Origin of the sequence: Lelliottia sp. CFBP8978, from assembly GCF_034046055.2 — a bacterium.
GTDB lineage: Bacteria > Pseudomonadota > Gammaproteobacteria > Enterobacterales > Enterobacteriaceae > Enterobacter.
In genome coordinates this window covers 2,156,945-2,179,183 of record NZ_CM188253.1, presented here as the reverse complement: position 1 = coordinate 2,179,183, position 22,239 = coordinate 2,156,945, and the positions used below count along the sequence as shown (strand labels likewise).

Annotated in this window: 22 protein-coding genes and 6 pseudogenes; 15 read left to right on the top strand and 13 right to left on the bottom strand. The window is 49.3% G+C overall.

Going from position 1 to position 22,239, the window contains the following annotated elements; all coding sequences use genetic code 11:
* The first annotated feature begins 54 nt into the window (after positions 1–54).
* The 4 genes from SOM82_RS10265 (at position 55) to dsbG (ending at position 4,710) form a co-directional block, all read left to right on the top strand.
* On the top strand, positions 55–1,425 hold the full coding sequence (locus SOM82_RS10265; RefSeq protein ID WP_320459497.1) for a sucrose-specific PTS transporter subunit IIBC: 1,371 nt from the start codon (positions 55–57) through the stop codon (positions 1,423–1,425).
* Entirely contained in the window at positions 1,425–2,834 is a 1,410-nt protein-coding gene (locus SOM82_RS10260; RefSeq protein WP_320459496.1) for a sucrose-6-phosphate hydrolase, read from the top strand. The genes SOM82_RS10265 and SOM82_RS10260 overlap by 1 nt, the downstream gene beginning before the upstream one ends.
* 28 nt (positions 2,835–2,862) lie before the next feature.
* On the top strand, positions 2,863–3,879 hold the full coding sequence (locus SOM82_RS10255; protein WP_320459495.1) for a LacI family DNA-binding transcriptional regulator: 1,017 nt from the start codon (positions 2,863–2,865) through the stop codon (positions 3,877–3,879).
* An 87-nt stretch (positions 3,880–3,966) separates the two neighbouring features.
* Complete coding sequence (dsbG, locus tag SOM82_RS10250; RefSeq protein WP_414672106.1) at positions 3,967–4,710, top strand: thiol:disulfide interchange protein DsbG; 744 nt, start codon at positions 3,967–3,969, stop codon at positions 4,708–4,710.
* A gap of 7 nt (positions 4,711–4,717) precedes the next feature.
* Here dsbG and SOM82_RS10245 read toward each other — a convergent pair whose 3' ends face one another.
* The 4 genes from SOM82_RS10245 to SOM82_RS10230 all read right to left on the bottom strand — a co-directional run bounded on the left by SOM82_RS10245 (position 4,718) and on the right by SOM82_RS10230 (position 7,464).
* On the bottom strand, positions 4,718–6,025 hold the full coding sequence (locus SOM82_RS10245) for a glycoside hydrolase family 10-like protein (protein ID WP_320459493.1): 1,308 nt from the start codon (positions 6,023–6,025) through the stop codon (positions 4,718–4,720).
* 5 nt (positions 6,026–6,030) lie between these two features.
* The gene (locus SOM82_RS10240; protein ID WP_154125459.1) at positions 6,031–6,318 is read right to left on the bottom strand and encodes a VF530 family protein; all 288 of its coding nucleotides are present in this window, start codon (positions 6,316–6,318) and stop codon (positions 6,031–6,033) included.
* A gap of 210 nt (positions 6,319–6,528) precedes the next feature.
* On the bottom strand, positions 6,529–7,020 hold the full coding sequence (locus SOM82_RS10235) for a DMT family transporter (protein ID WP_320459618.1): 492 nt from the start codon (positions 7,018–7,020) through the stop codon (positions 6,529–6,531).
* A gap of 9 nt (positions 7,021–7,029) precedes the next feature.
* A complete protein-coding gene (locus SOM82_RS10230) occupies positions 7,030–7,464 on the bottom strand; it encodes a DMT family transporter (RefSeq protein WP_154125458.1) in 435 nt (144 codons plus the stop codon).
* A 99-nt stretch (positions 7,465–7,563) separates the two neighbouring features.
* Here SOM82_RS10230 and SOM82_RS10225 point away from each other — a divergent pair, with 99 nt between their 5' ends.
* A complete protein-coding gene (locus SOM82_RS10225; protein ID WP_320459492.1) occupies positions 7,564–8,499 on the top strand; it encodes a LysR family transcriptional regulator in 936 nt (311 codons plus the stop codon).
* A 332-nt stretch (positions 8,500–8,831) separates the two neighbouring features.
* Positions 8,832–9,017: pseudogene (locus SOM82_RS10220) on the top strand (LysR substrate-binding domain-containing protein); the annotation flags it as partial.
* Positions 9,018–9,051: 34 nt separating this feature from the next.
* On the opposite strand, the gene SOM82_RS10215 reads toward SOM82_RS10220, so the two are convergent.
* Together SOM82_RS10215 and SOM82_RS10210 are read right to left on the bottom strand one after the other, a co-directional pair.
* Positions 9,052–10,041 carry an aldo/keto reductase gene (locus tag SOM82_RS10215; RefSeq protein WP_320459491.1) on the bottom strand — a complete coding sequence of 330 codons (990 nt, stop codon included), beginning with the start codon at positions 10,039–10,041 and terminating at the stop codon, positions 9,052–9,054.
* 26 nt (positions 10,042–10,067) lie between these two features.
* Entirely contained in the window at positions 10,068–10,919 is an 852-nt protein-coding gene (locus SOM82_RS10210) for an aldo/keto reductase (RefSeq protein ID WP_320459490.1), read from the bottom strand.
* A 288-nt stretch (positions 10,920–11,207) separates the two neighbouring features.
* Between SOM82_RS10210 and SOM82_RS10205 the strand changes: the two are divergent.
* Positions 11,208–11,456: pseudogene (locus tag SOM82_RS10205) on the top strand (hypothetical protein); the annotation flags it as partial.
* A 57-nt stretch (positions 11,457–11,513) separates the two neighbouring features.
* On the opposite strand, the pseudogene SOM82_RS10200 reads toward SOM82_RS10205, so the two are convergent.
* The 3 genes and pseudogenes from SOM82_RS10200 to SOM82_RS10190 form a co-directional block, all read right to left on the bottom strand.
* Positions 11,514–11,615, bottom strand: a pseudogene (locus tag SOM82_RS10200) (alpha/beta hydrolase); the annotation flags it as partial.
* 107 nt (positions 11,616–11,722) lie between these two features.
* Positions 11,723–11,893: pseudogene (locus SOM82_RS10195) on the bottom strand (flavodoxin); the annotation flags it as partial.
* Between the two features lie 527 nt (positions 11,894–12,420).
* Positions 12,421–12,828 carry a RidA family protein gene (locus SOM82_RS10190; protein WP_320459489.1) on the bottom strand — a complete coding sequence of 136 codons (408 nt, stop codon included), beginning with the start codon at positions 12,826–12,828 and terminating at the stop codon, positions 12,421–12,423.
* A gap of 339 nt (positions 12,829–13,167) precedes the next feature.
* Here SOM82_RS10190 and SOM82_RS10185 point away from each other — a divergent pair, with 339 nt between their 5' ends.
* Both SOM82_RS10185 and SOM82_RS10180 read left to right on the top strand, forming a co-directional pair.
* Complete coding sequence (locus SOM82_RS10185; RefSeq protein ID WP_320459488.1) at positions 13,168–14,211, top strand: type III polyketide synthase; 1,044 nt, start codon at positions 13,168–13,170, stop codon at positions 14,209–14,211.
* Between the two features lie 18 nt (positions 14,212–14,229).
* Positions 14,230–15,015, top strand: coding sequence for an alpha/beta fold hydrolase (locus SOM82_RS10180; RefSeq protein WP_320459487.1), 786 nt, complete (start codon positions 14,230–14,232; stop codon positions 15,013–15,015).
* A gap of 32 nt (positions 15,016–15,047) precedes the next feature.
* Here SOM82_RS10180 and SOM82_RS10175 read toward each other — a convergent pair whose 3' ends face one another.
* Positions 15,048–15,689 (bottom strand): recombinase family protein, encoded by a 642-nt coding sequence (locus SOM82_RS10175; protein ID WP_320459486.1) that lies wholly within the window; start codon positions 15,687–15,689, stop codon positions 15,048–15,050.
* Positions 15,690–15,857: 168 nt separating this feature from the next.
* On the opposite strand from SOM82_RS10175, the pseudogene SOM82_RS10170 reads away from it, so the two are divergent.
* Positions 15,858–16,136, top strand: a pseudogene (locus SOM82_RS10170) (DUF4158 domain-containing protein); the annotation flags it as partial.
* Here SOM82_RS10170 and SOM82_RS10165 read toward each other — a convergent pair.
* On the bottom strand, positions 16,104–16,601 hold the full coding sequence (locus SOM82_RS10165; RefSeq protein ID WP_320459485.1) for an ERF family protein: 498 nt from the start codon (positions 16,599–16,601) through the stop codon (positions 16,104–16,106). The pseudogene SOM82_RS10170 and the gene SOM82_RS10165 overlap by 33 nt on opposite strands.
* 355 nt (positions 16,602–16,956) lie before the next feature.
* Between SOM82_RS10165 and SOM82_RS10160 the strand changes: the two genes are divergently transcribed.
* The 5 genes and pseudogenes from SOM82_RS10160 to SOM82_RS10140 form a co-directional block, all read left to right on the top strand.
* Complete coding sequence (locus SOM82_RS10160; RefSeq protein ID WP_320459484.1) at positions 16,957–17,247, top strand: hypothetical protein; 291 nt, start codon at positions 16,957–16,959, stop codon at positions 17,245–17,247.
* A 2-nt stretch (positions 17,248–17,249) separates the two neighbouring features.
* A complete protein-coding gene (locus SOM82_RS10155; protein ID WP_320459483.1) occupies positions 17,250–17,642 on the top strand; it encodes a polymorphic toxin type 44 domain-containing protein in 393 nt (130 codons plus the stop codon).
* Entirely contained in the window at positions 17,632–18,057 is a 426-nt protein-coding gene (locus SOM82_RS10150) for a hypothetical protein (RefSeq protein ID WP_320459482.1), read from the top strand. The genes SOM82_RS10155 and SOM82_RS10150 overlap by 11 nt, the downstream gene beginning before the upstream one ends.
* 108 nt (positions 18,058–18,165) lie before the next feature.
* Complete coding sequence (locus tag SOM82_RS10145) at positions 18,166–18,582, top strand: hypothetical protein (protein ID WP_320459481.1); 417 nt, start codon at positions 18,166–18,168, stop codon at positions 18,580–18,582.
* Between the two features lie 202 nt (positions 18,583–18,784).
* A pseudogene (locus tag SOM82_RS10140) lies at positions 18,785–19,324 on the top strand (helix-turn-helix domain-containing protein); the annotation flags it as partial.
* Here the strand turns inward: SOM82_RS10140 and SOM82_RS10135 are convergent.
* A complete protein-coding gene (locus SOM82_RS10135) occupies positions 19,220–21,172 on the bottom strand; it encodes a glycoside hydrolase family 19 protein (protein ID WP_501083563.1) in 1,953 nt (650 codons plus the stop codon). The pseudogene SOM82_RS10140 and the gene SOM82_RS10135 overlap by 105 nt on opposite strands.
* Positions 21,173–21,588: 416 nt before the next feature.
* Positions 21,589–22,221 (bottom strand): DUF6904 family protein, encoded by a 633-nt coding sequence (locus SOM82_RS10130; RefSeq protein ID WP_181827883.1) that lies wholly within the window; start codon positions 22,219–22,221, stop codon positions 21,589–21,591.
* Positions 22,222–22,239 lie beyond the last annotated feature (18 nt).

The window sequence follows — 22,239 nt, the reverse complement described above, 5'->3', positions numbered from 1 at the left end:
CGCGCTGCGGGAGCGTCACTTACATCATAAAAATGAGTTCAGTCAGAGGTGTCTATGGATTTTGATAATATCGCCCGCGCGCTTATTCCGCTGCTCGGCGGCAAAGAGAACATCGCCAGTGCGGCACATTGCGCGACGCGTTTGCGTCTGGTATTGGTTGATGACACGTTGGCCGATCGGCAGGCGATCGGTCAGGTCGACGGGGTGAAAGGCTGTTTTCATAACGCAGGGCAGATGCAGGTGATTTTCGGCACCGGCGTGGTCAATAAAGTGTATGCGGCATTTATCCAGGCCACCGGTCTCGGTGAATCCAGCAAATCCGAGGCCGCTGACATTGCCGCGCGTAAGTTAAACCCGTTCCAGCGCATTGCCCGACTGCTGTCCAATATCTTTGTCCCCATCATCCCTGCCATTGTGGCGTCTGGCCTGCTGATGGGTCTGCTCGGGATGATAAAAACCTATGGTTGGGTGAATGCGGATAACGCGCTCTACATCATGCTCGATATGTGTAGTTCGGCGGCGTTTATTATTCTGCCGATCCTGATTGGTTTTACCGCTGCCCGTGAATTTGGCGGTAATCCTTATCTGGGGGCGACGCTTGGCGGAATTCTGACTCATCCGGCGCTGACCAACGCCTGGGGCGTGGCGTCGGGCTTCCAGACCATGGACTTTTTCGGCTTTGAGATTGCGATGATTGGCTATCAGGGGACGGTTTTCCCTGTGCTGCTGGCGGTGTGGTTTATGAGTCTGGTGGAGAAACAACTTCGCCGCGTCATTCCGGATGCGCTGGATTTGATTTTAACGCCATTCCTGACCGTTATTATCTCTGGCTTCATTGCCTTACTGATTATCGGTCCGGCTGGACGCGCGCTGGGCGATGGTATTTCGTTTGTGTTGAGCACATTGATTGAGCACGCCGGTTGGCTGGCAGGATTGCTGTTTGGTGGGCTCTATTCGGTGATTGTGATTACCGGCATTCACCATAGCTTCCATGCCATTGAAGCGGGACTGTTAGGTAATCCTTCAATTGGCGTTAACTTCTTGCTGCCGATTTGGGCGATGGCAAACGTCGCGCAGGGTGGGGCCTGTCTGGCGGTCTGGTTCAAAACCAACGATGCCAAAATTAAAGCGATCACCTTACCGTCCGCTTTTTCGGCCATGCTTGGGATCACTGAAGCGGCTATTTTTGGTATTAACCTGCGCTTTGTGAAGCCATTTATTGCGGCGCTCATCGGTGGCGCTGCGGGCGGGGCATGGGTGGTATCGGTCCATGTCTATATGACGGCGGTCGGATTAACGGCAATTCCGGGAATGGCGATCGTGCAGGCCTCCTCACTGCTCAACTATATCATTGGTATGGTTATCGCCTTCGCGGTCGCCTTTACGGTCTCTTTACTGCTGAAATACAAAACGGACTCTGAATAATGACGCTTCCTTCCCGCTGGCCTGCCGTGTTGCAGGCCGTCATGAAAGGGCAACCGCGTGCGCGGCAGGACAGCCACTATCCGCAGTGGCATCCTGCTCCCGTCACCGGGCTGATGAACGATCCTAATGGTTTTATCTGGTATGCCGGACGTTACCATTTGTTTTATCAGTGGAATCCCCTGGATTGCGATCATCAATATAAATGCTGGGGCCACTGGAGTTCCGCTGATTTGGTGCACTGGCAGCATGAGCCCATGGCGCTGATGCCCGACGAGGAGTATGACCGTAACGGGTGCTATTCCGGTAGCGCGGTGGTCAACAAGGGTGAGCTGACACTTTGCTATACCGGCAATGTGAAATTTGATGACGGTGGCCGTACCGCGTGGCAGTGTCTGGCGGTGCAAAATGCGGCCGGGGGATTTGATAAACTGGGCCCGGTATTACCGCTCCCGTCAGGCTATACCGGACACGTGCGTGACCCCAAAGTGTGGCAGCAAAACGGAATCTGGTACATGGTGCTGGGGGCACAGGATCAACAACAGCGTGGCAAGGTGTTGCTGTTTAAATCGACTGACTTGCAGTGCTGGCACGCATGCGGCGAAATCGCCGGGCACGGCGTGAACGGACTTCAGGACGCAGGCTACATGTGGGAGTGTCCGGATCTGTTCGAACTGGATGGCACGCATGTGTTGATCTGCTGCCCGCAGGGACTGGCGCGGGAACCGCATCGCTATCTTAATCACTATCCCTGCGCCTGGATGAGCGGTGATGTTGCCCTCGAGAGCGCCACATTTAATCACGGCCCATTACATGAGCTGGATGCCGGCTTTGAGTTTTATGCTCCGCAAACCACGCTTTCTGCTGACGGTCGCCGGATATTGATCGGCTGGATGGGCGTGCCTGATGGTGAAGAGATGCTGCAACCCACGCGAGAATACGGCTGGATCCATCAGATGACCTGTCCGCGCGAGCTACAGTTCCGCGAGGGCAAACTCTATCAACAGCCGATCCGCGAACTGACCGCACTGCGTGAAGAAGAGCACCAATGGCAAGGTCATGCCAGCGATGCGCCATGCATGGAAGCCGGACGTGTGGAATTTATCCTGATGCCGGACGGGCCGCTGGAGGTGAACTTTGCTGATACGCTCTGGCTGAGCGTGGATGAGCAGGGGATCCGCCTGCAACGGCAAAGCCTGAAAAACGATGAGATGCTGGTGCGCTACTGGCTCGGTAACGTGACGTCGCTGCGCGTTCTGTGCGATTGCTCTAGCGTTGAAATTTTCATCAATGACGGCGAAGGGGTAATGAGCAGCCGCTATTTTCCGCAGCATCCGGCGCAGATTCGCTTCGAAGGTGCGTCCGTCATCACATTACGCTACTGGTCGCTTCGCGCCTGCATGATAGAATGAGGGTTTTGGTAGCCGGATCTAAGTCGTTGTGAGAAAAACAAAACGCGTCACCATAAAAGACATCGCTGAGCTGGCGGGGGTCTCAAAAGCCACCGCCAGTCTGGTATTGAATGGCCGTAGCAAAGAGTTGCGCGTGGCGGAAGAGACCCGTGAACGAGTGATGGCGATCGCCAAACAGCACCATTATCAGCCGAGCATTCATGCGCGTTCATTGCGTGATAATCGCAGCCATACCATCGGACTGGTGGTACCCGAAATTACCAACTACGGCTTTGCGGTGTTTTCTCATGAACTGGAAACCCTGTGTCGTGAAGCGGGTGTGCAGCTGTTGATCTCCTGTACGGACGAAAACCCGGGCCAGGAAACGGTCGTGGTGAACAATATGGTTTCGCGTCAGGTGGATGGCCTGATTGTGGCTTCAAGTCTGTTAAACGACGCGGATTATCAAAAACTGAGCGAACAGCTGCCGGTCGTACTCTTCGACCGTCATATGAATGACAGTTCTTTGCCGCTGGTTATCACCGATTCCATTACGCCCACGGCTGAACTGGTGGCCGATATTGCCCGCCAGCATCCGGACGAAATCTATTTTCTCGGTGGTCAACCGAGGCTTTCACCGACGCGCGATCGCCTGGAAGGTTTTAAACAAGGCCTGGCTAACGCCGGCGTAGCGTTGCGCCCGGAATGGATCATTCACGGTAATTATCACCCAAGCTCAGGCTACGAAATGTTTGCTGAGCTTTGTGCGCGATTAGGTCGCCCGCCAAAAGCCATTTTCACCGCCGCGTGCGGTTTGCTGGAAGGGGTATTACGCTACATGGGGCAGCATCATCTGCTACAGAGCGAAATGCGTCTGGCAAGTTTCGACGATCACTACCTATATGATTCACTGACGATTCCGATTGATACGGTACGCCAGGACAATCGACAGCTGGCATGGCATTGCTTCGATTTAATTGGCAAGCTGATTGAGGGGGAAACCCCGGAACCGTTGCAACGCAAGCTGGCAGCAACGCTGCAGCGACGCTATAAAACAGTCAGGTAGATCTGTTTCCACGTTGACGCTCTTCACCTTTGTCAGCCTCTGAAACTCCATTCATTCAGGTATGTTATGCGCAATCCACTTATTTTGATGGCAACCGGTTTAATCCCGGCACTGGCTATTGCTGCCGGGGATGTTCCACCGGTTGTGAAGCATTTTGGCGAACAGCAGGGCATTGAAAACATCCGCGAAATTGATGCGCCTGGTGGCGCGAAAAGCTGGATTGGTCAATATCAGGACATGGGCGTAACGCTGTTTCTGACGCCAGACGGGAAGCATGTCATTTCTGGTTATCTTTATGATGATAAAGGTAAAAACATCAGCGAAGAGTATTTCCAGAAAGAAATTTATGTCCCGATGGGGCGTAAAATGTGGCAAACGCTGAATAACGCACAGGCATTAAAAGAGGGCGCTGATGCCGCGCCTAAGAAAGTGTTCGTCTTTGCCGATCCGTTTTGCCCGTATTGTAAAAAATTCTGGTCTGAAGCGCAGCCGTGGGTTAAAGCCGGCAAAGTGCAGCTCAATACGCTGCTGGTGGCGTTTCTGAACCCGAAAAGCGGTCCGAACGCAACGGCGATCCTCAACGCTGCCGATCCTGTTACGGCGTGGAAAGAGTACGAACTCTCAGGGGGCAAAACGTTGCCTGAACTGAAGACTAACGGATCGCGGGAGACGTTCAATCTGCTTCAGCAACATCAGAAATTAATGGACGATTTAGGCGCTAACGCCACGCCGGCCATTTATTATATGAATGACAAGAATGAGCTGCAGCAGATTGTCGGTATGCCCGATCAACAGCAATTGTTGGAGATGTTCGGCCCAAAACCAGAATAGCCGGGGTTCACGAACCCCAGCGATTTTTAAGATAGCTGACCGCTTCCTGAGCCTGCGGCTGGTTGAGATAGTCCTCACGGAACAGGATTGTGCCGTTCACGTTCGGTAAAGACTCATTCAAATCGAGCTGTTTTTTCAGTTCCGGCACGCCGCCATTTACCGTCCAGTCGGGTTCATTCTTCGAGGATTCACCCACTTTATATAAAGCAACGCCGATATAAAGGCGGGTGTTGGTGGGCTTGACGACATCCGCCCACCATTTGGCCAGCACGTCATAGCGCGCCGCTTTACGCGAGAAAGGCCAGTAAACCTGCGGAGCAATATAATCCAGCAGACCTTGCTTAACCCACAGACGCGTATCGGCAAATGCTTCGTCGTAGGCCGCTGCACCAGAGGTGTCCGAGCCCATCGGATCATGTGAGCGATTGCGCCATACGCCAGCGGGGCTGACACCGAATTCTACGTCAGGATTTAGCTGCTTAATCGTGCGTGACACTTGTTCAATCAACTGCTGCGTGTTGTGCCGACGCCAGTCCGCTTTTGAAGCAAATCCATGGCCGTATTTTTGAAAAGTCTGACTGTCATTCAGCGTGGAGGCAGGGGACTCGGCATAGAAATAGTCATCAAACTGCACGCCGTCGACAGGATAACGCGAGACCACTTCCGCCACGATGCTGGTGATCCAGTCTCGTGCTTCCGGGATACCCGGGTCGAGCACAAAGCGATCGCTGGCGGTGCGGATCCAGTCGCGGTGTAACACAAATACGCTCGCCGGATTCAGTGAAATGGTGCGATTCAGCTCCGAAACCGTTCCCGGTTTGGTATTGGTGGTCACCCGGTAAGGGTTAAACCAGGCGTGAACGCTCATCCCGCGTTTGTGTGCTTCGTCGAGCATAAAGAGCAGGGGATCGTACCCGGGATCCAGACCAATATGGCCCGTCAGCGTATCTGACCACGGTAAAATTTTTGATGGCCACAGCGCCGTTCCGTCAGGCTTGATCTGGAAGAACACCGTATTAATGCCCAGGCTTTTTAATTTATCGAGCTTATCGGTCAGCGCTTTCTGTTGCACCCTGTTGCGGGTAGCCGGGTTACTGATATTGACAGAAGAGACGGGTGGCCAGTCGAGACGAGAAACAGTTGCCAGCCAGACTCCACGCATCGTTTCATGATTGTTATGCGACTTACCCGGCAGAGGATGGCTGGATACGGGGGGAAGAGGAGTCACTAAAGAGACGGGGGGTTTTGAGGCACAGCTGGCCAGTAACAGCGCAAGTGTCATCAGTGCGACAGAACGTTTAACGTGTGTGAGCATCGGGATTAGCTCTTCTTTAGTCGACTGTTGGCCCAGGGGTCATCATTGATATCGTTGGGTTCTTCAGCGGCCACCTCTTCCAGCGAATCAAGATACAGCGCTTCGACTTCTGCGCGAGCCCAAGGTGTACGACGCAGAAACTTCAGACTCGATTTAACGCTTGGGTCGCTTTTAAAGCAGTTAATGTTGATCAATTTACCCAGTTTAACCCAGCCGTAATGAGCAACGAGGGCATTGACCTGCATTTCCAGGGTTACGCCATGCAAAGGATCTTTTGAAATATGAGCGGCCATAAGGGAGTCCGGTTGTTTCTGATAGAGTCGTCAGGAGTGCAGGGGAAGGTTACAAGAAAGTCCGGTTATCAGCAAACTATCCCTGCATTTTAAACGGTCTCTGGGTGAATTCTGGCTTACCGGTGTACAGCAAAAACACCAGAATTCACGTAGCGCATGCATTTTCGGGTTATATGATGAAAATCATCAAGTTATATTTAATATTTTGGCTCAATGACGCGTGGATGCCCGACGGGTGCTTTTTCCATCAGCTATGCTCGTGGAAGAACTGCTGGAATAAATAAAGATCAACGCTATTCCCAGGCAAACCACCGCACCGAGACGCGTCGCTGAAAAGTGAATCGCTTCATTTCCTAACCAGCCAAAATTATCAATGAGCAGACTCATTGCCAGCTGGCCAAAAATGACGGCCACAGTCGCCACTGCGGTCCCAATCCGCTGAACGGCCATCACCATAATGACAATGTACGGCACTCCGCAAAGTGCCCCAAGCAGTTGCCATTTCGGCACATCCAGCAAGGTCAGGGTCTGTTTCGGTTCGAAGAAAAAGATGAGCAGCGCCGTGACCAGTGCGCCCAGCGAGAAAGTCAGAAACGCACTGCGGAACACACCCACATGGCTGCCCAACTTGCCATTTATTGCCGCCTGAATGCTGAGAACTGCGCCACCGATGATAGCCAGAATAATCATTAATATATTCATCATGTTACCTCAGCCTTTTGCCACGAGAATCAGGGCAGCCACAATAAAAATCAGCGCGATAATACGTCTGCTGTCAATTTTTCGATGAGATGTACCGAATAAGCCATAGTGATCGATCACCAGGCTTTTAAAGACCTGGCCTGCCAGAATGCCTATCATCGTCATTGCAATACCGATAACCGGAACGGCAATCGTCAGGATAACGACATATATCGGCCCCAGGATCCCACCGAGCAGCGTCCATGAGGGCTGAGTGAAGAAAGAAGGGCTGTTTCGCGGGCTAAAGAACAGCATCAGCAGAAATGTCAGCGCCGCGCCAACGCCAAAAATGCTGAATGTTGCCCACAATCCGCCGACTTCATTGCCTAACGGCCCTAATAATCCGGCTTCAACGGACAACCCCATTCCGCCGGCAATCACCAGCAATATCAATAAAAACTGCATACAACACTCTCTTTAGTGATTCAGGCGAAGCATCGTATAGCAACGATGAATGATGAAAAACGGTATAATCCATGAAACACCTTTGCAGGAATTGAGATAATGCACGATCCCGGCGCCATAAACTTTCGCGCACTGTCGTTTTTTATCGCGGTCTTTGATGAACAGAGCTTTTCAGCCGTGGCCAGGCGGGAAGGGGTTTCAGCATCAATGATTTCGCGCGTTATTCTCCAGCTGGAAGATACGCTGGGTCAGCAACTTTTTTATCGAAATACCCGGGCGGTCATTCCGACAGAAGCGGGGCGTTTATTCATTGATTACGCCCGGACGATGACAGAGCAACTCAGCGAAGCCCGCAAAGAAATGCTGGACCGATCCCTTGAGCCCGCAGGGCTTATCCGCATTAATGCCCCGGTATTTTTTGGTCAGCGTCACATTGCTCCCTGGCTGACGGAGCTGTCAGTTCGTTTCCCGCGACTGCTGATTGAACTGACACAGACCGATGATTATATCGACCCGCATAAGGATGCCGCGGATATTATCTTCAGGATTGGTACGCTGACGGATTCTTCATTTCACGCGCGTATCTTCGGGTCGCAGCGTTATTATCTGGCGGCGTCTCCGGGGTATATTGCAAAAAACGGTGAACCCCACGTGCCTGCCGATCTGACACATCATAAGTGCCTGGTTTATAAAGGCTCGTCCGGTCCTAATCGGTGGTTATTCAGAAAACCCGGTGCGAGCTGGATTCATCATCCCGTGACGGGCTTACTGACGTCTAATAACGCAGAATCTTTATTAACCAGCGCACTTGGCGGCATGGGAATGGTGCTGTTTCCGGACTGGTTGATTGGCGATAGCCTGAAGAAAGGTGATTTAGTCAGATTTATGGCGGAGTACGATTCTGCCATTAAAACGGAGCCACAGCACATCGCGGCTATTTACCCGAACGCACGCCATCCGCCGCTCAATGTTCGAACGGTGATTGATTATTTTGTCGAGGTCTACGGTTCACCCCTTTACTGGCAATTAGACTGAAGCGGAGTGGAGATACAGATCGCCATTTCAGTTAATAACCAGAGCATAAAAATGGTCATTATTCATCTGCAACAAAGATATAGAAATAGGGGGGCATGGTATGGCAGACCACCTTATGGGGACGACCCTCATGACCAGTTCTGGATAAAACAAGGGATAGATTATGCGCGGGAGCAAGGTTATTAAGCGGTTGCATGGGTTGTTAACGATAACGCTTGCTTTACTTGTTGTGAGCCACCTTCTTTTTCAGCATTACGTCAACGGGAAGCCAGATGTTAGCCTGGCTTTCAAAAAGCAGGTTTCTGGTGATCTCTGGCTTTACGTAACGAAATTCCGGTTTTGGCATCGCCTGTATACCTGAAGACAGGGTGCAGGAATATATAAAGTCAGAAGAGCTGATCCAGGTTTTGCAGGACTGGTGTCCGTCTTTCCCCGGATATTATCTCTACTACCCGAGTCGTAAGCAGCATCCGCCCGCTTTTGCACTGATGATCGATGCGCTTCGCTACGGGGAATAACGGGTCCGCCATTCGCGGCGAACCCGTCCGGGTATTAACGGCCTACGCGAGCCTGGTGCTCAGGAGAGTAGCGTTCGCCGACGATTTTAATCGTTTCAAGCGCCTGGGTTATCTGCCGCGAGTCATCCTGCGAAAGAATGATGTCGGCAGCCCCCAGGTTTTCCTCCAGCCGGTGTAGCTTGGTGGTGCCGGGGATAGGAACAATCCACGGCTTTTGTGCCAGCAGCCATGCCAGCGCGATTTGCGCAGAGGTCACGCCTTTCTCTGCCGCCAGTTCACCCAACAACGAGACCAGCTTTTCATTGGCTTCAATCGCCTGCTCGGCGAAACGCGGCACCTGGCTTCGGTAATCATCCTTGCCAAACGTGGCTCCTGGCTTAATCGATCCCGTCAGGAAGCCTTTGCCTAACGGGCTGAAGGGCACAAAACCAATACCCAGCTCCTCCAATAACGGCAGGATCTCCTGCTCCGGTTCGCGCCACCACAGGGAGTATTCGCTTTGCAGGGCAGTGACCGGTTGTACCGCATGCGCCCGACGAATAGTTTGTGCGCCCGCTTCGGACAGACCGAAATGTTTGACTTTGCCTTCCGCGATCAGGTCTTTCACCGTTCCCGCAACATCTTCAATCGGCACATCCGGATCGACACGGTGTTGATACAGCAGGTCAATGACATCAGTCTTAAGACGGCGTAATGAGCCTTCTACTGCTTCACGGATATGCTCCGGACGGCTGTTTAAAATCTGCTGCTTGTTGTCCGCACCGAAGGTAAAACCAAACTTGGTCGCGATGACCACACGTTCACGAAACGGTTTTAAGGCTTCGCCGACAACCTCTTCATTAAGGAAGGGGCCATACACTTCGGCGGTATCGAAGAAGGTGACGCCACGTTCGACCGCAGCGCGAATGAGCTCGATAGCCTGACGAGTATCGGTCGCCGGGCCGTAGCCGTGGCTTAAGCCCATGCAGCCGAGCCCAAGCGCGGAGACTTCGAGTCCGGATTGACCCAGATAACGTTTTTGCATTGAATGAATACCTCTTTTATCGCGACTTAAACGTCAAGTTTGCGGCCAGTCAGCCATTCCACCATCGCCGGGTCGCGGTGAGAGAAGAAGGCGCTGGTTGCAGTATCGAGTGCGGCAATTTGCAGCATATCTTCAGAACTGAGTTCAAAATCGAGAATGTTGATGTTCTCTGCCATGCGTTCTTTGCGCACCGATTTCGCCAGTGAAACGATGCCGCGCTGGAAGATCCAACGCAATACAACCTGGCCGACGCTTTTGCCGTACTTCTGGCCAATTGCCGTTAGCACGGGATGCTGGAACAGACCATTTTTCCCCTCGGCAAATGGGGCCCAGGCTTCCGGCTGAATGCCACGGCTTTGATTCCATGGAACGGCATGCAGCTGCTGGTTGAAGGGGTTTACTTCAATCTGGTTTACCGCAGGGGCGACGTTGTTGAAGGCGATGAGATCGGCCAGTCGGTCAGGATGGAAGTTACTCACACCAATGGCGCGAATTTTGCCAGCCTGTTGCAGCTCTTCCATAGCACGCCACGCACCATGTACATCACCATAAGGCTGGTGAATCAAATAGAGGTCAACATAGTCCAGCTGCAGGCGATTCAGGGAGCGTTCGAACTGTGCTTTAGCGCCTTCGTAATGGGTATCCTGCAGCCACAGTTTAGTGGTGACAAACAGTTCGTTACGGGCGATACAGGTCTGTTTCAGCGCATTCCCGACCTGGGTTTCATTCTGGTAGGACGCAGCGGTATCGATCAGGCGATATCCCGTATCGATGGCATCAATAACGGCTCTTTCGCATTCAGCGGCATCCGTCATCTGGAAGACACCAAAGCCCAGCAGGGGCATTTCAATACCGTTGTTCAGTTTTACAGTTTGCATGACGTTATCCTTCAGCTGTTGTCCAGGAAAAGCATAACGCAAAGTGATTTATTCGATTAGGTGGGGTAATTAGCTAGGGTTTATTAGGTGGGCTCATTAATTGAGAGAAGGGGGGAGGGGCGGGTTTGTGCCGGGAGTGGACGTTGCTCTAATATGAAAAATTAATACCATGCCTTTAGATAAATTTTGGACTTAATCATTCATGAATGATGATCATTTTCACATATCATTGTTTTACTTTATAGTCAGCGATAAGTAGAATGCTAAAAAAACAATAAAAGAGGCATTATGACGCTCCCGATAAAAGCACTTAAAAAATCTTTGATTGCTGTTATTTTGAGTGGTGCGCTTGCCATTTCTGGATATTTTGTGGCGTTGAATGGAGTGTTTGATTTATATCAAAACATCGCAGATAATTTTTTCCAAAAAAAAGCGGAAGATAACCTCCGTGTAATTTACACTGGAGTGTCGATTAAGTACATTGAATCAATTTTTGGCGCGCCTGTGAAGGAAGAACATTCTGAAGATGGTAAGGTGAATGAATATATTTACTCCTTCAGAAAGTTCTATCTACAAGTGGTTTATGATAATAAGAGCAGAAAAGCTTCCCTGTTCCTGAATGACCAGTGGCTCGGCATGCGCCGCCAGGCCACTCGCCATCACGCAGATGGCCAGCGTTTTTAAGATTGTCTTCAATATTTCATCCTCTGTTATGTTTGCTGTTCAATCATATCTGAGTTGTCAGCGTTAATTATTTAGCGCCCCTGATAGCCCTTATTTGGCAGACTCATGAATGCGGACGATTAACTGCGTATTGTCTCTAGCCAACGGGTGACTGTTTCAGTGGTTCTTCGCTCCTGGTCGCATTCAATGACCAGCGGTTTTTCCCGCCGCGCAGCTGGCGCCAGACTGGCAAGGATGTCGTCGCTGTCTCCTTTACCGTAGCCGCCGTGAGTCATAAAGGGGATCAGTAATTACTTTCAGACACGAAAGCGTCGGATGTTAAATGTTCCTGAGGGGTTCAGGTTGGGGTCAGTTTGGAAATCGAAAATTATTGTACGTTAAGGCTAATTTTTAACCATTTCGATACTGTAGCGCTACATGGCAGTGGAAACGCCTCAATCCCCTGTCCCACAAGGACTGACCAAAAGTGGAGCACAATTCAGCGCAGTGGGGGTGGTAATCTCGCTTTAGCGGAATATGTGCTTATGACGTCAGCCGATAGTGCTGACTACACTAGCCATGAAGGGAAGCTATGGCTTGATAATGGTGTAAAATCAATAAATTGAGATAGATAACCGAACGGCATCTTTCCCGAGCCGAGCAGGAGCTCTGAAAATGGATTTAAGTTTAAAAATCCATCGGGATTACGAGTACATATTGTATTTTGCCTGTAGTTTTATCGTAGGAATAAAGTCCTATTGAAATAGGTTCTAATACAATTAATTGTTACCAATGGTATTTTTTGGAAAATTCACTATGAAGATTTTTCTACTGCCCCCTAACTTAATTGATTCAGGGTCAGTGGATCTCCGGCCAATGCAGTGACTACCATTTTAATCTTCATACTGTCCACAACCATTCGTTCAACAATAACGGTTGAACGATTTGGGTATGGGGAGGAAAAAAATTGTGGGTATATTTCATCCAGAATTTTCACATGGCCGGGATCACGCAAATAAACAATAATCTGAAGAACATTGTCACAACCACTTCCAGCGCCCTCAAGGACAGCCTTCAGATTTGAAAGGGATAGTCTTATCTGTTCTGCAATTCCCTCAGTAGAAATGGTTCCATCCGGAAGTACTGGCCCGATGGCTGTAAAGAGTAGTCCTGCACCTCGTGTAACCCAGGATGTTGTATGGTTTGGTTCTGGCATGGGGATGCCCTTAATAACCTCACGTGGCATAAATTTATCCTTAGTAAAAATGTTTGGATTCAGGTTGTAGCCATGCGCTCATATCACACGCCTTTAAGCTAAGTTGATTTATTACAATAAGTCAAACCAATTAAATTTCAATGCCATACCCAACATGTAAGCTGCAATCGACTGAAATATATAATTAAAAAATTCATGCAAAAAAAAATAATCACACCTAAAAAAATACAACAGCATGAATTGTATGCCATTTTGATAATGCTCTCGGCTTGCTTATCTATATTTTACTTGACATCAATAGATTTGCTATCTAAATGTTAATGCTGATGTGCCGTCAAATCTTCTAACTATAATTAAGTGGGTTTAAATATGGCTGTATTAACAAAACCTTCAACAGTATTGCCAGATTATATATTAACGCTTGATGAAACCATCGCGTTTGCCAGAAAAAACTTCAGAACTTTAAGCTATCTGGATAAGGCCATAGATATTATTAAGAACATAGGAATAAAAAAAAGACATCTGGTTATGCCTATGGCTCTTACATCCAGGCACGCAGGATTTGGATATAGGAACTCTGTTTTTGATATTGAAGCAAAAAGACTTATTCCACAGGCAATTCATGAAGCGCTTGCCAACGCCAGTTTAGATTGCAGGGACATATCTGCTATTATTTATGTTTCCTGCACAGGATTTTCCATGCCCTCACTGACCGCATGGATGATAAATGAATTTAATTTCCCCAGGAATACGGTTCAGATACCCATTGCTCAGATGGGGTGTGCTGCTGGGGCAGTGGCTATCAATCGTGCACAGGATTTTATTGCAGCCCACCCCGGTAGTAATGTGCTTATTGTTAGCTGTGAGTTTTGTTCTCTCAGTTACCAGCCAACAGACACCAGTATCAGCAGCCTTCTAATAGACGGTCTTTTCGGCGATGCCGTTACAGCCGCAGTAGTTACCAGTGAAGCCAGACCGGGGCTCAGATTAATTGTTAATGACAGTTATCTGGTTCCCGACAGTGAAGAGTGGATTAGCTATGATATAGAAGATACGGGATTCCATTTTCGACTTGATAAACGAGTCCCTGGAGCCATGTTGTCTCTTGCCCCAATCATGAATGATCTTGCCAGTAAGAAAAAATTGAATATTAGTGAGCTGGATTTCTACATTATCCATGCAGGAGGGCCAAGGATTCTTGAAAATATCGCTGTAACTCTAAATGTTCCTCTGGAAAAATTCAAATATAGTTTTGATACGTTGATGAATTGTGGGAATATTTCCAGTTCAGTAGTCCTTGACACTTATCGACGCATGTGTGAAGGCGAAAATATCACCGAAAACAGAAATGGAATAATTGCCGGATTCGGACCAGGTATAACCACTGAAATGAATCTTGTCACCTCATGTTAAAACGACAGGAAAATAAAAGTGAATAATTCAATGACATATTATGATACTGGGTCAGGGTTTCCTATAGTATTCGGACACAGTTATTTTTTTTCGAAAAATATGTGGGAGCCTCAGATTAAAGAGCTGTCTCAGTATTACAGGGTTATTGTACCTGATCTGTGGGCTCACGGTGACTCGCCACCACTTCCTGACATAAGAAAATCGATCGAAGATTTGGCTGATGACCATTACTCTTTAATCACATCTCTGGGAATTGATGAGTTCGCCATTGTTGGTTTGTCCGTCGGGGGGATGTGGGGAGCCGAATTAGCTTATAAATACCCACACGCTGTCAGGGCATTGGTTCTGATGGATACGGATCTTGATTCTGAGCCTGATAGTACAAAGTTAATTTACTTCAATAATTTAAATATAATTGAACAACAAGGGAAGATCCCTCCGGATATGTGTGAATATCTTGTTTCTTTGTTTTATACCCCAGACGCCAACCAAGAACTGAAAGATGAACTTTATATATTTTTGAGTACATTACCAGCTGAGAAATTAAGAAAGAGTATTATCCCTCTTGGACGGATTATTTTTGGCAGAGAAGATCGACTCAATATTCTTGGAGATATATCCTGCCCATCATTGGTGATGACGGGGGAGTTTGACGTCCCCAGACCACCAACGGAAGGAAAAAGGCTCGCTGATCTGTTATCATGCAGTCACCTGACTGTACCGGGAGCAGCACATATTAGCAATATTGAAAATCCAGGTTTTATTAACAAACAGCTAATTAAGTTTTTCAAAGAAAATATATGATCTGTCACAGGAGTGTATGTGAAATTTGATATTTAACTCGACTTCGTTAATTTATAAAGAGCCTGAATACGGCACACCTGAGAAGAGCTGTAGCCTGTTGCGTCAGCAGTTTCCCGGATACTCAGTTTCTTGATATTCCGGTAGTACAGGACTTTCTGATGCCGTTCATGATCGGCCTGTTTTCCCCGGTATTTACCCAGTGTATGGGCCCGTTCAATTCCCTGCTTTTGGCGCTGGCGGCGACTCAGCCAGTCCTTATGTGACATTGCGGCCATCAGGTCGATAAGCATATTGTTAATGGCGGTTATTACTGCGCGGGTTATAGGGTCGACCTGCGAAGGGTCTTTATCTGACAGTGCCTGCCATGAAGTGGGGACATCCAGGCTGACAATCCGCAACTCGTGTTGTTCTATCTGCTTTTTCAGCGTCATCCAGTCACTGTTGCTGAGACGGGTCAGGCGGTCTATCTGCTCGACCAGCAAAATATCATTACGGTGACTGTCCATCAGTAAGCGGCCCAGCTCCGGGCGGTCAAGTTTTGTACCGCTGATGTTCTCCCGATAGTAGCTGGCGATTTTATGCCCCCGCTCCTGGACGAACTGCTCCAGCATCTCTTTTGCCCGATCGGCGAACTGATCTTCCGTCGATGCCCTTAAATAAGCTCTGATGAACATTTTTTTCACCACATTATCGCATTTAGGTTATTGCATTTATTCTATCGCATATAGGTTATGTCATTTATCGTGTGCCGTCACGTTTTGGTTATGGCGTCAGGGTGTACCCTTATGCGATAACCATTTTTGTTAAAAATACCGCATCGAATAATTTAAGAGGGAAACTATATGGCAAGGAGGCAGATTCTTTCTCTGTCGGAAAGAGAATCATTACTGGCATTACCGAACGATGAGTTAACGCTGACCCGAATGGCCTATTTCAGTGAGCATGATCTGGCGCTTATCAGTGCTCACCGTAAACCCGCCAGCCGTTTTGGTTTTGCTGTTCTTCTTTGCTATTTGAAAAGCGTCGGCTTTGCCCCGGATAAAAAAATCCCACCCTCTGATGCGCTGCTAAAGCATATAGCCAGCAGGCTAACGGCGGAAGTAGGTATAAGACGCGCCTACGCGCTGACAATCGTCCAGACGCTTGTCTTCTTTGATGTAGGCGGGAAGGGCAAATGAAACTTCAGTTGTGGTCGGGATGTGGTGGAAGGTTGTGATCATGTCGAACGGCAAGCCGTTTGTCCCGGTCTTCAGTTCCTGATTCAGCATAAGCCCGTGCTGATAAATCGGGTCACGCAGCATGTCCAGCAGTGCGGGAAGTTTCGCGTATGTGAAATCGAGAGTTTCGTTATAGCTGTCACGTTTTGGGTTGTGCAGCTCGTGAATCAAGTGTGCCAGCGCCTCACGGGCGTTGCTGTACTGCGAACCGGGCGCAACATACACTTCAGCGGCAGTGATTTCCGGTTTTTCGACTTCGTTTGAGGCGTTTTTGATGACCGGGCGCGTAGAATTAACAGAAGGAACAGCGGCAAGAAGTGCGCCGGTAGACGTCAGGATGTTGGCTATATCATGAAAATGGTTATGCATGGTGAATACTCCTTTCGATGAGACTGAATCCCCACTTTTGAGATGGGGTGGGCTGGAGCTCAAAACCGTCGAAAGTCGGCGGACTTATTACACAGGGCAAGCCCCGCGCTATTCGTCGCACTCCAGCCCATAAATCAGCACTCACGCGACAGCACGCCGCCAGAGCATAAAATCTGGGCATAAAAAAATCACGCTGACGGGGTGAAGGCCGCTTTCGACTGTAAAGGTGTTTTGAGCACCTGCGGGAAATTTAACGCCGTTAGCAGCTTTGGTCAATAACCAGAGCACGAAAAGGGTAATTATTTATCCGCGATGGATCAAAAGGTGATCTAATTGAGGGCTTCAAGGAATAATCATGGCTTATAAATATGGAATGAATAAACGCGAATACGCTGTGACACTGACGCGCACTATCGTTAATCACATGAAAGCGGTTAATGACGCTGGTGAAGATGTGAAAATTGCATTAAGCATAGTCATAGCGAATCTGATTAATAACCCTGACTCAAATATTGAAATGGCATTAAGGGTGCAGGAGATAGCAAAAGAATACAATGTACCTGTTCAGCGACTGGATTCTGTCGTTACTTCCTGCTTATTGGTTTGGGAATTGACAGTTGCCGCAGTGGTTCCGGTGGAGAAATAGTTATGGCCGTTTTACCCTACATGCCGTCACCGGGGACATGGCTGGTTTGCAGTAACATGCGGGAAGCCCGCAGTCATGGCCAGTCGCGGAACATGGCCTTGCCGCCGACGTATTACTGGTTTTATCAGATGGTGCGTAACCATGGGCCGTGGGACTATAAGCAGCAAAGCCACACGCTTCAGAACTTCGGGAATTTTAACTTTGGGGCGGCGGGCTTTGCTGCTGGAATACCGGCGAACACATTATTAATCGGAGCTGGCTGGGCGCAGTCGCACGCGAAGACATCCCGCCCCAATTTGGGCGAGTGGTACGGAAAGCCGCCGTATGGTGATGACCCGCATGATCAGTTCTGGATAAGGCAAGGGATAGATTATGCGCGGGAGAATGGTTATTAAGTGGCTTCACCGATTGTTGACGATTGTGCTGGCGTTGATGGTCGGGGGTTTTCTGCTTTACCAGTATTACATTAACGGCCAGCCCGACGACAGCCTGGCTTTTAAAAAGCAGGTGTCCGGCGATGTCTGGCTGTACGTGACCAAATATAATGGCGGCGGTGCGACAGTATCAGACGTGTATCGGTACTATCTTGACGGGCCGATTGCTGATGATTCACAGGTGATGAAAGCCATTTCAGAGCGTCAGCCATTTCTTGTGTCTGACACTGACAGCGCCACTGTCACGGGTTACGCAAGCACGGTGAATATCAGGTTGAACGGGCGGGTTTATTCGTACACAAATTCTGATGTATTTTACGTGAACGGGGTGGCCATATTGCCCGTCATAAACATAAACGCATACGGAACACACTGACTGAAGCCCCGCATCATGCGGGGCTTTTTTATACCTGCCATTCCCACACGTCACACAATTCAATCCCCTCTAGGCATTCCGTAACCTTCCCGCATTGAGGGCGGTTACATGACGACAACAACAAAACTGACAAAGCGCGATGACCGCTTTGCACGGCTGGTGGCCGAAGCCGCTGAAGCGCCGGGTTTTTGCTATGCGAAATCGCGCGACCGTGAATACAAAGGCTTTAACGATGACTTTCAGGCTGAAAAGTTACTTAAGAATAACGACATAAATCAGGCTGTAAGCACGTACAAAAAGCACATCCTTTCGCGGGATGTTTTGTCACGTCAGGAAGCGCTTGTGAAGCTGACGCGCATTCGCTACGTCCTGAACGCGAAAGAAGAGTGGTTTACCGAAGAGGTTAACTGGTACGACAACCCGTTTTTTAACGAGACACTCGAAGAAGAACGCGTTACGTGCCTGATGTACTACCCGGACCGCTACCGTGTGTTTGTAGTTGAAACAGGGCGGGGGCTAATCTAGACTTTCATCATGGTTCGGAAAGAAAGGCCCCAAAAGGCCTTATAGAATCACTATTTTGTGTTATCCCGCGCATTTAACATAATATACATTATGCGCACTCTTCCTGTAGAGGCTCAATAGTAATGTCCGCCTGTAGCTCAATTCAGATGTCCGCATTATGATGATGCCTCACGGAGCCGATTAAACAACCGGGAGACATATCATGAGCGCAGAAAGCTCAGGAGTGTTTACTTTGAAAGAGATCAACCGGGTCAAGATTATCCAGGACGTTATTGAACATCGTATGACAACGCGTCGCGCAGCTGAGCACCTCGGTATCAGCGACAGACAATGTCGGCGACTGCTGGTTCGTTACCGCGAAGGCGGTCCGCTCAGCCTGGCCAGCCAACGATGTGGAATGCGTGGCAACCGACAATTACGGCCCGGGCTTGCAGATCAGGCTCTGGAGCTGATCAAGACGCGTTACGCTGATTTCGGGCCGACTCTGGCGCGTGAAAAGCTCGAAGAGGTTCATGGCCTGTTTCTTGGCAAAGAAACCGTGCGGCGTATTATGGTCCGGGCTGGTTTATGGATCCCCCGGAAACAACGCGCCGCAAGGATCCCTCAGCCACGTTACCGGCGTCCGTGTACAGGTGAACTAATACAAATCGATGGCTGCGATCATGACTGGTTTGAAGGCCGAGGACCAGCCTGCACCGCACTGGTCTACGTTGATGACGCAACCAGTAAAATCATGGAGCTTTATAAGTGCGGTGACCATGTTAAAGTCATCATTCTTAGCATGTTTGGATACATTTTTATTCACGCAATAAAACCAAAAGGCAGACCGGACACAATGTGGATATTGTGCTATTTTATTTCTGGAGGCGTCATCTGATTCAAAATTCTCACCAACATATGCACCATACTTTGTATATACTTCTTGCCATGTTAATTGAATTAATCCTCGACCATACCAGGGAGCATAACTGGCTCTTGTTCCTCCAATTTCTTTAGTAAGTGTTAAACCGCCGCTTTCATGACAACATTGAGCCAGGAAATGAGCTTTTTCTCTGCAAGATATAATGCCAAATTCGCGGAAACCATCATTAAATGCTGGCAAATACTGAGCCAAAATGTCCTTATCGGCTTTTGGGGCAATATCACACAATTCATCTAAAGTGATATCCCGGCCACATGCACAATTTCCTTTTGGGTTAATCGCTTCCAGGAATTCAAGCGGATGAAAATGCCATACTGACCGCACAACCGGACTTTCATCCCTGGCCTTAAATACCGATGACCAGCGCGTATCTTCACGGGTACTGTGCCAGTCGCTGTCGTGTTTCACTATCAGCCGCCGCGCATATTCCGGGATGTTCATCTGGTTCGTATGCAGTGCGCCGAACAGCAGTTCGTCCTGAGATTTATCGGGATACGGGTCGGGCGGTCTTCTGTTTTCAGCGTTGTGGATCAGGCTGTCATAAAACATTTTTGCCTGTGCCGATGCGGGTCCTTTTTCGCTGTCAAAGTGCGAGCTGATGCTTTTCAGGGCATCAATAACCCAGCGTTCATCCAGCGTGCGGGTAAAATCGGTTGTATGTTCAGCTTTAATACAGTCAAAGTTTAGCCCGGCTAAATCGTGCTGGCTGAGCTGTTCCACATCGTCCTGGTGCACCCATGTATGCGGGCGGATCTGAAAGTATGTGACCCCGGTTTTATCCGTAAACGGGTATGTGGCATCGCGCGGAATAATTTTCCCTGCATCAGCGCGGGTAATGGCGCTCATCTGCTCAAAGGTACTTTCCTCGCCCTCCCCGTTTCGCAGGTACAGCGGTCGTTTCAGCTTCAGCTTAATGAACTGTTTGCCCGTTTTGATCCCCTTCACGTTTGCCACCACATCCGGCACATGCTCGTCGAGACTCAGCAACTCGATATGGGCTTTATAGTCCGTGGTAATAATCTGCGGATAATTATCTTCGTCAGCCAGATCCTGAGCGCCGAGGAACCCGACCGGATCCCCTGCTTTCACCGTCACTTTCAGCGGGACGGGAGGCACAACCACATCATCAAACACGCCGTGATTCAGGGCGCTGTGCATCCAGTCAGGCAGGCACACGTAACATTCCCCGTCCGGCTCAAGATATTCCGGGCGCATCGAGACCCAGAGCAGATCTCCGGCGGGTTTACCGTTCTGAAGACGCTGCACCAGGGCGAACGGCTCCGGCCGTTGATCCAGCAGAAACGATTTCTGTTGCAGCACGGCCAGCGTTTCACCCTGCATCAGCGTTCTGGCGTTGCCGTGTTTATTTGCCAGCACGTCCGGCACGATTTCACGGTTATCATCGTGGCGGGAATGTTTACGCATTCGCACCCCGTGGCCTTTTTGCGTGACGCGGTAAAGGGGGCGTTTCGGAAATTCTGATAATGGTGCGATGTGCATGTAAAGCTGGTACAGCGTCAGCCAGGAGGATTCATCCTGCTCGTCGGGCTTGTACACCGATTTGACCAGCACAAAGGTGCCGGACTGGCGAAGCGATTGCGCCTGCATGCATTCAATATGCGCGTAATCGCGGTTAACCCGCCATGCCACCACCTCACCGTCCATCATGAACTGGAGCGGCACGGATTTTTCCGGCGTTTCCTGATCCAGCACCGAGGCCGGAGACGATGACGTCCCGATGTGGATCCCCCCGTGCCAGTAACGACTAATGCCCAGTAACCACCAACCGTGGGCGTTTTTGCGGATGTCGGTCAGCAGCTCGTCATAGTTCTTATAGTCCCGTCTGTCGGCTTTCCGTACCGGATAACGTATGTTCATCGTCTTTCCTTAAGTTAAATCTCCAAAACCATAATCATCGCAGGGAGTTAAGACGAAGGGGAGTAAAATTTATGCAAATTTTATTACTGTCATCACTCTGATACAGAGCAACCGGGATAACATCAGTTCCCGCTGGCGGTTCTTACCAGAAATCTTGATAAAAGAGCCAACTGAAAGCATTGCTAACGGGACGGGCAACGTCTGTCTCACCAGTTGATATTTTCCGGCCAGTCCCAGATAGCATTGTTCATCTCATTCAGCATTTTTATATCCTGCGCTTCGCGGACATATTTTCCCCATAGCGGATCAAACGAACAGAGAATATTTCTTAGCTGCTTTTTTCTGAGTTCAGGATGCAGATTGGCAAAATAGCAACATCTGCTGTCAAGATTACTTTCAATCGACCTGAAGTCGGAGTCGGAGGCACATTTGGCTGTTCTTATCAGGTCTTCCCAACTTTCAGGCATTAACTTTTTTAAAGCTGCTTCCAGAATATGCTCAAATGAATACATCAGAGATAGTTGTTTTTTATTAACCTCAATATAAGCCATTGAGCGTCGGAATAATGCTAACTGGATTAGAATCAGTGGCCATAAAAGCTCGACGCCATAAATATTATATGTGTCGTGTCCCTCATACTCATATTGCTCAATTCTGCGACAACCTTCTCTGGCCTTTCTGATATCGTAAGCAAGAGACAACATGAAGCCATCCTTACCTTCTATCAGAGGGCTTTCATCGACAAGGAAATGGATTAACTGATGCAGTTCATCCAACGCTTCTGAATCTCCCCACAGTACAAAACCCGCATTGTTCGGCGTTAACTCGTATCGGAGCATGGCAGCAATTACCCTGTT

Excerpts from the sequence above, each read along its gene's own strand:
- SOM82_RS10265 (WP_320459497.1), top strand. The coding sequence starts at position 55 with ATGGATTTTGATAATATCGCCCGCGCGCTTATTCCGCTGCTCGGCGGC.
- SOM82_RS10260 (WP_320459496.1), top strand. The coding sequence starts at position 1,425 with ATGACGCTTCCTTCCCGCTGGCCTGCCGTGTTGCAGGCCGTCATGAAA.
- dsbG (WP_414672106.1), top strand. The coding sequence starts at position 3,967 with ATGGCAACCGGTTTAATCCCGGCACTGGCTATTGCTGCCGGGGATGTT.
- SOM82_RS10245 (WP_320459493.1), bottom strand. The coding sequence starts at position 6,025 with ATGCTCACACACGTTAAACGTTCTGTCGCACTGATGACACTTGCGCTG.
- SOM82_RS10240 (WP_154125459.1), bottom strand. The coding sequence starts at position 6,318 with ATGGCCGCTCATATTTCAAAAGATCCTTTGCATGGCGTAACCCTGGAA.
- SOM82_RS10235 (WP_320459618.1), bottom strand. The coding sequence starts at position 7,020 with ATGAATATATTAATGATTATTCTGGCTATCATCGGTGGCGCAGTTCTC.
- SOM82_RS10230 (WP_154125458.1), bottom strand. The coding sequence starts at position 7,464 with ATGCAGTTTTTATTGATATTGCTGGTGATTGCCGGCGGAATGGGGTTG.
- SOM82_RS10225 (WP_320459492.1), top strand. The coding sequence starts at position 7,564 with ATGCACGATCCCGGCGCCATAAACTTTCGCGCACTGTCGTTTTTTATC.
- SOM82_RS10215 (WP_320459491.1), bottom strand. The coding sequence starts at position 10,041 with ATGCAAAAACGTTATCTGGGTCAATCCGGACTCGAAGTCTCCGCGCTT.
- SOM82_RS10210 (WP_320459490.1), bottom strand. The coding sequence starts at position 10,919 with ATGCAAACTGTAAAACTGAACAACGGTATTGAAATGCCCCTGCTGGGC.
- SOM82_RS10190 (WP_320459489.1), bottom strand. The coding sequence starts at position 12,828 with ATGCCACGTGAGGTTATTAAGGGCATCCCCATGCCAGAACCAAACCAT.
- SOM82_RS10185 (WP_320459488.1), top strand. The coding sequence starts at position 13,168 with ATGGCTGTATTAACAAAACCTTCAACAGTATTGCCAGATTATATATTA.
- SOM82_RS10175 (WP_320459486.1), bottom strand. The coding sequence starts at position 15,689 with ATGTTCATCAGAGCTTATTTAAGGGCATCGACGGAAGATCAGTTCGCC.
- SOM82_RS10165 (WP_320459485.1), bottom strand. The coding sequence starts at position 16,601 with ATGCATAACCATTTTCATGATATAGCCAACATCCTGACGTCTACCGGC.
- SOM82_RS10160 (WP_320459484.1), top strand. The coding sequence starts at position 16,957 with ATGGCTTATAAATATGGAATGAATAAACGCGAATACGCTGTGACACTG.
- SOM82_RS10155 (WP_320459483.1), top strand. The coding sequence starts at position 17,250 with ATGGCCGTTTTACCCTACATGCCGTCACCGGGGACATGGCTGGTTTGC.
- SOM82_RS10150 (WP_320459482.1), top strand. The coding sequence starts at position 17,632 with ATGGTTATTAAGTGGCTTCACCGATTGTTGACGATTGTGCTGGCGTTG.
- SOM82_RS10145 (WP_320459481.1), top strand. The coding sequence starts at position 18,166 with ATGACGACAACAACAAAACTGACAAAGCGCGATGACCGCTTTGCACGG.
- SOM82_RS10135 (WP_501083563.1), bottom strand. The coding sequence starts at position 21,172 with ATGATGGACGGTGAGGTGGTGGCATGGCGGGTTAACCGCGATTACGCG.
- SOM82_RS10130 (WP_181827883.1), bottom strand. The coding sequence starts at position 22,221 with ATGCTCCGATACGAGTTAACGCCGAACAATGCGGGTTTTGTACTGTGG.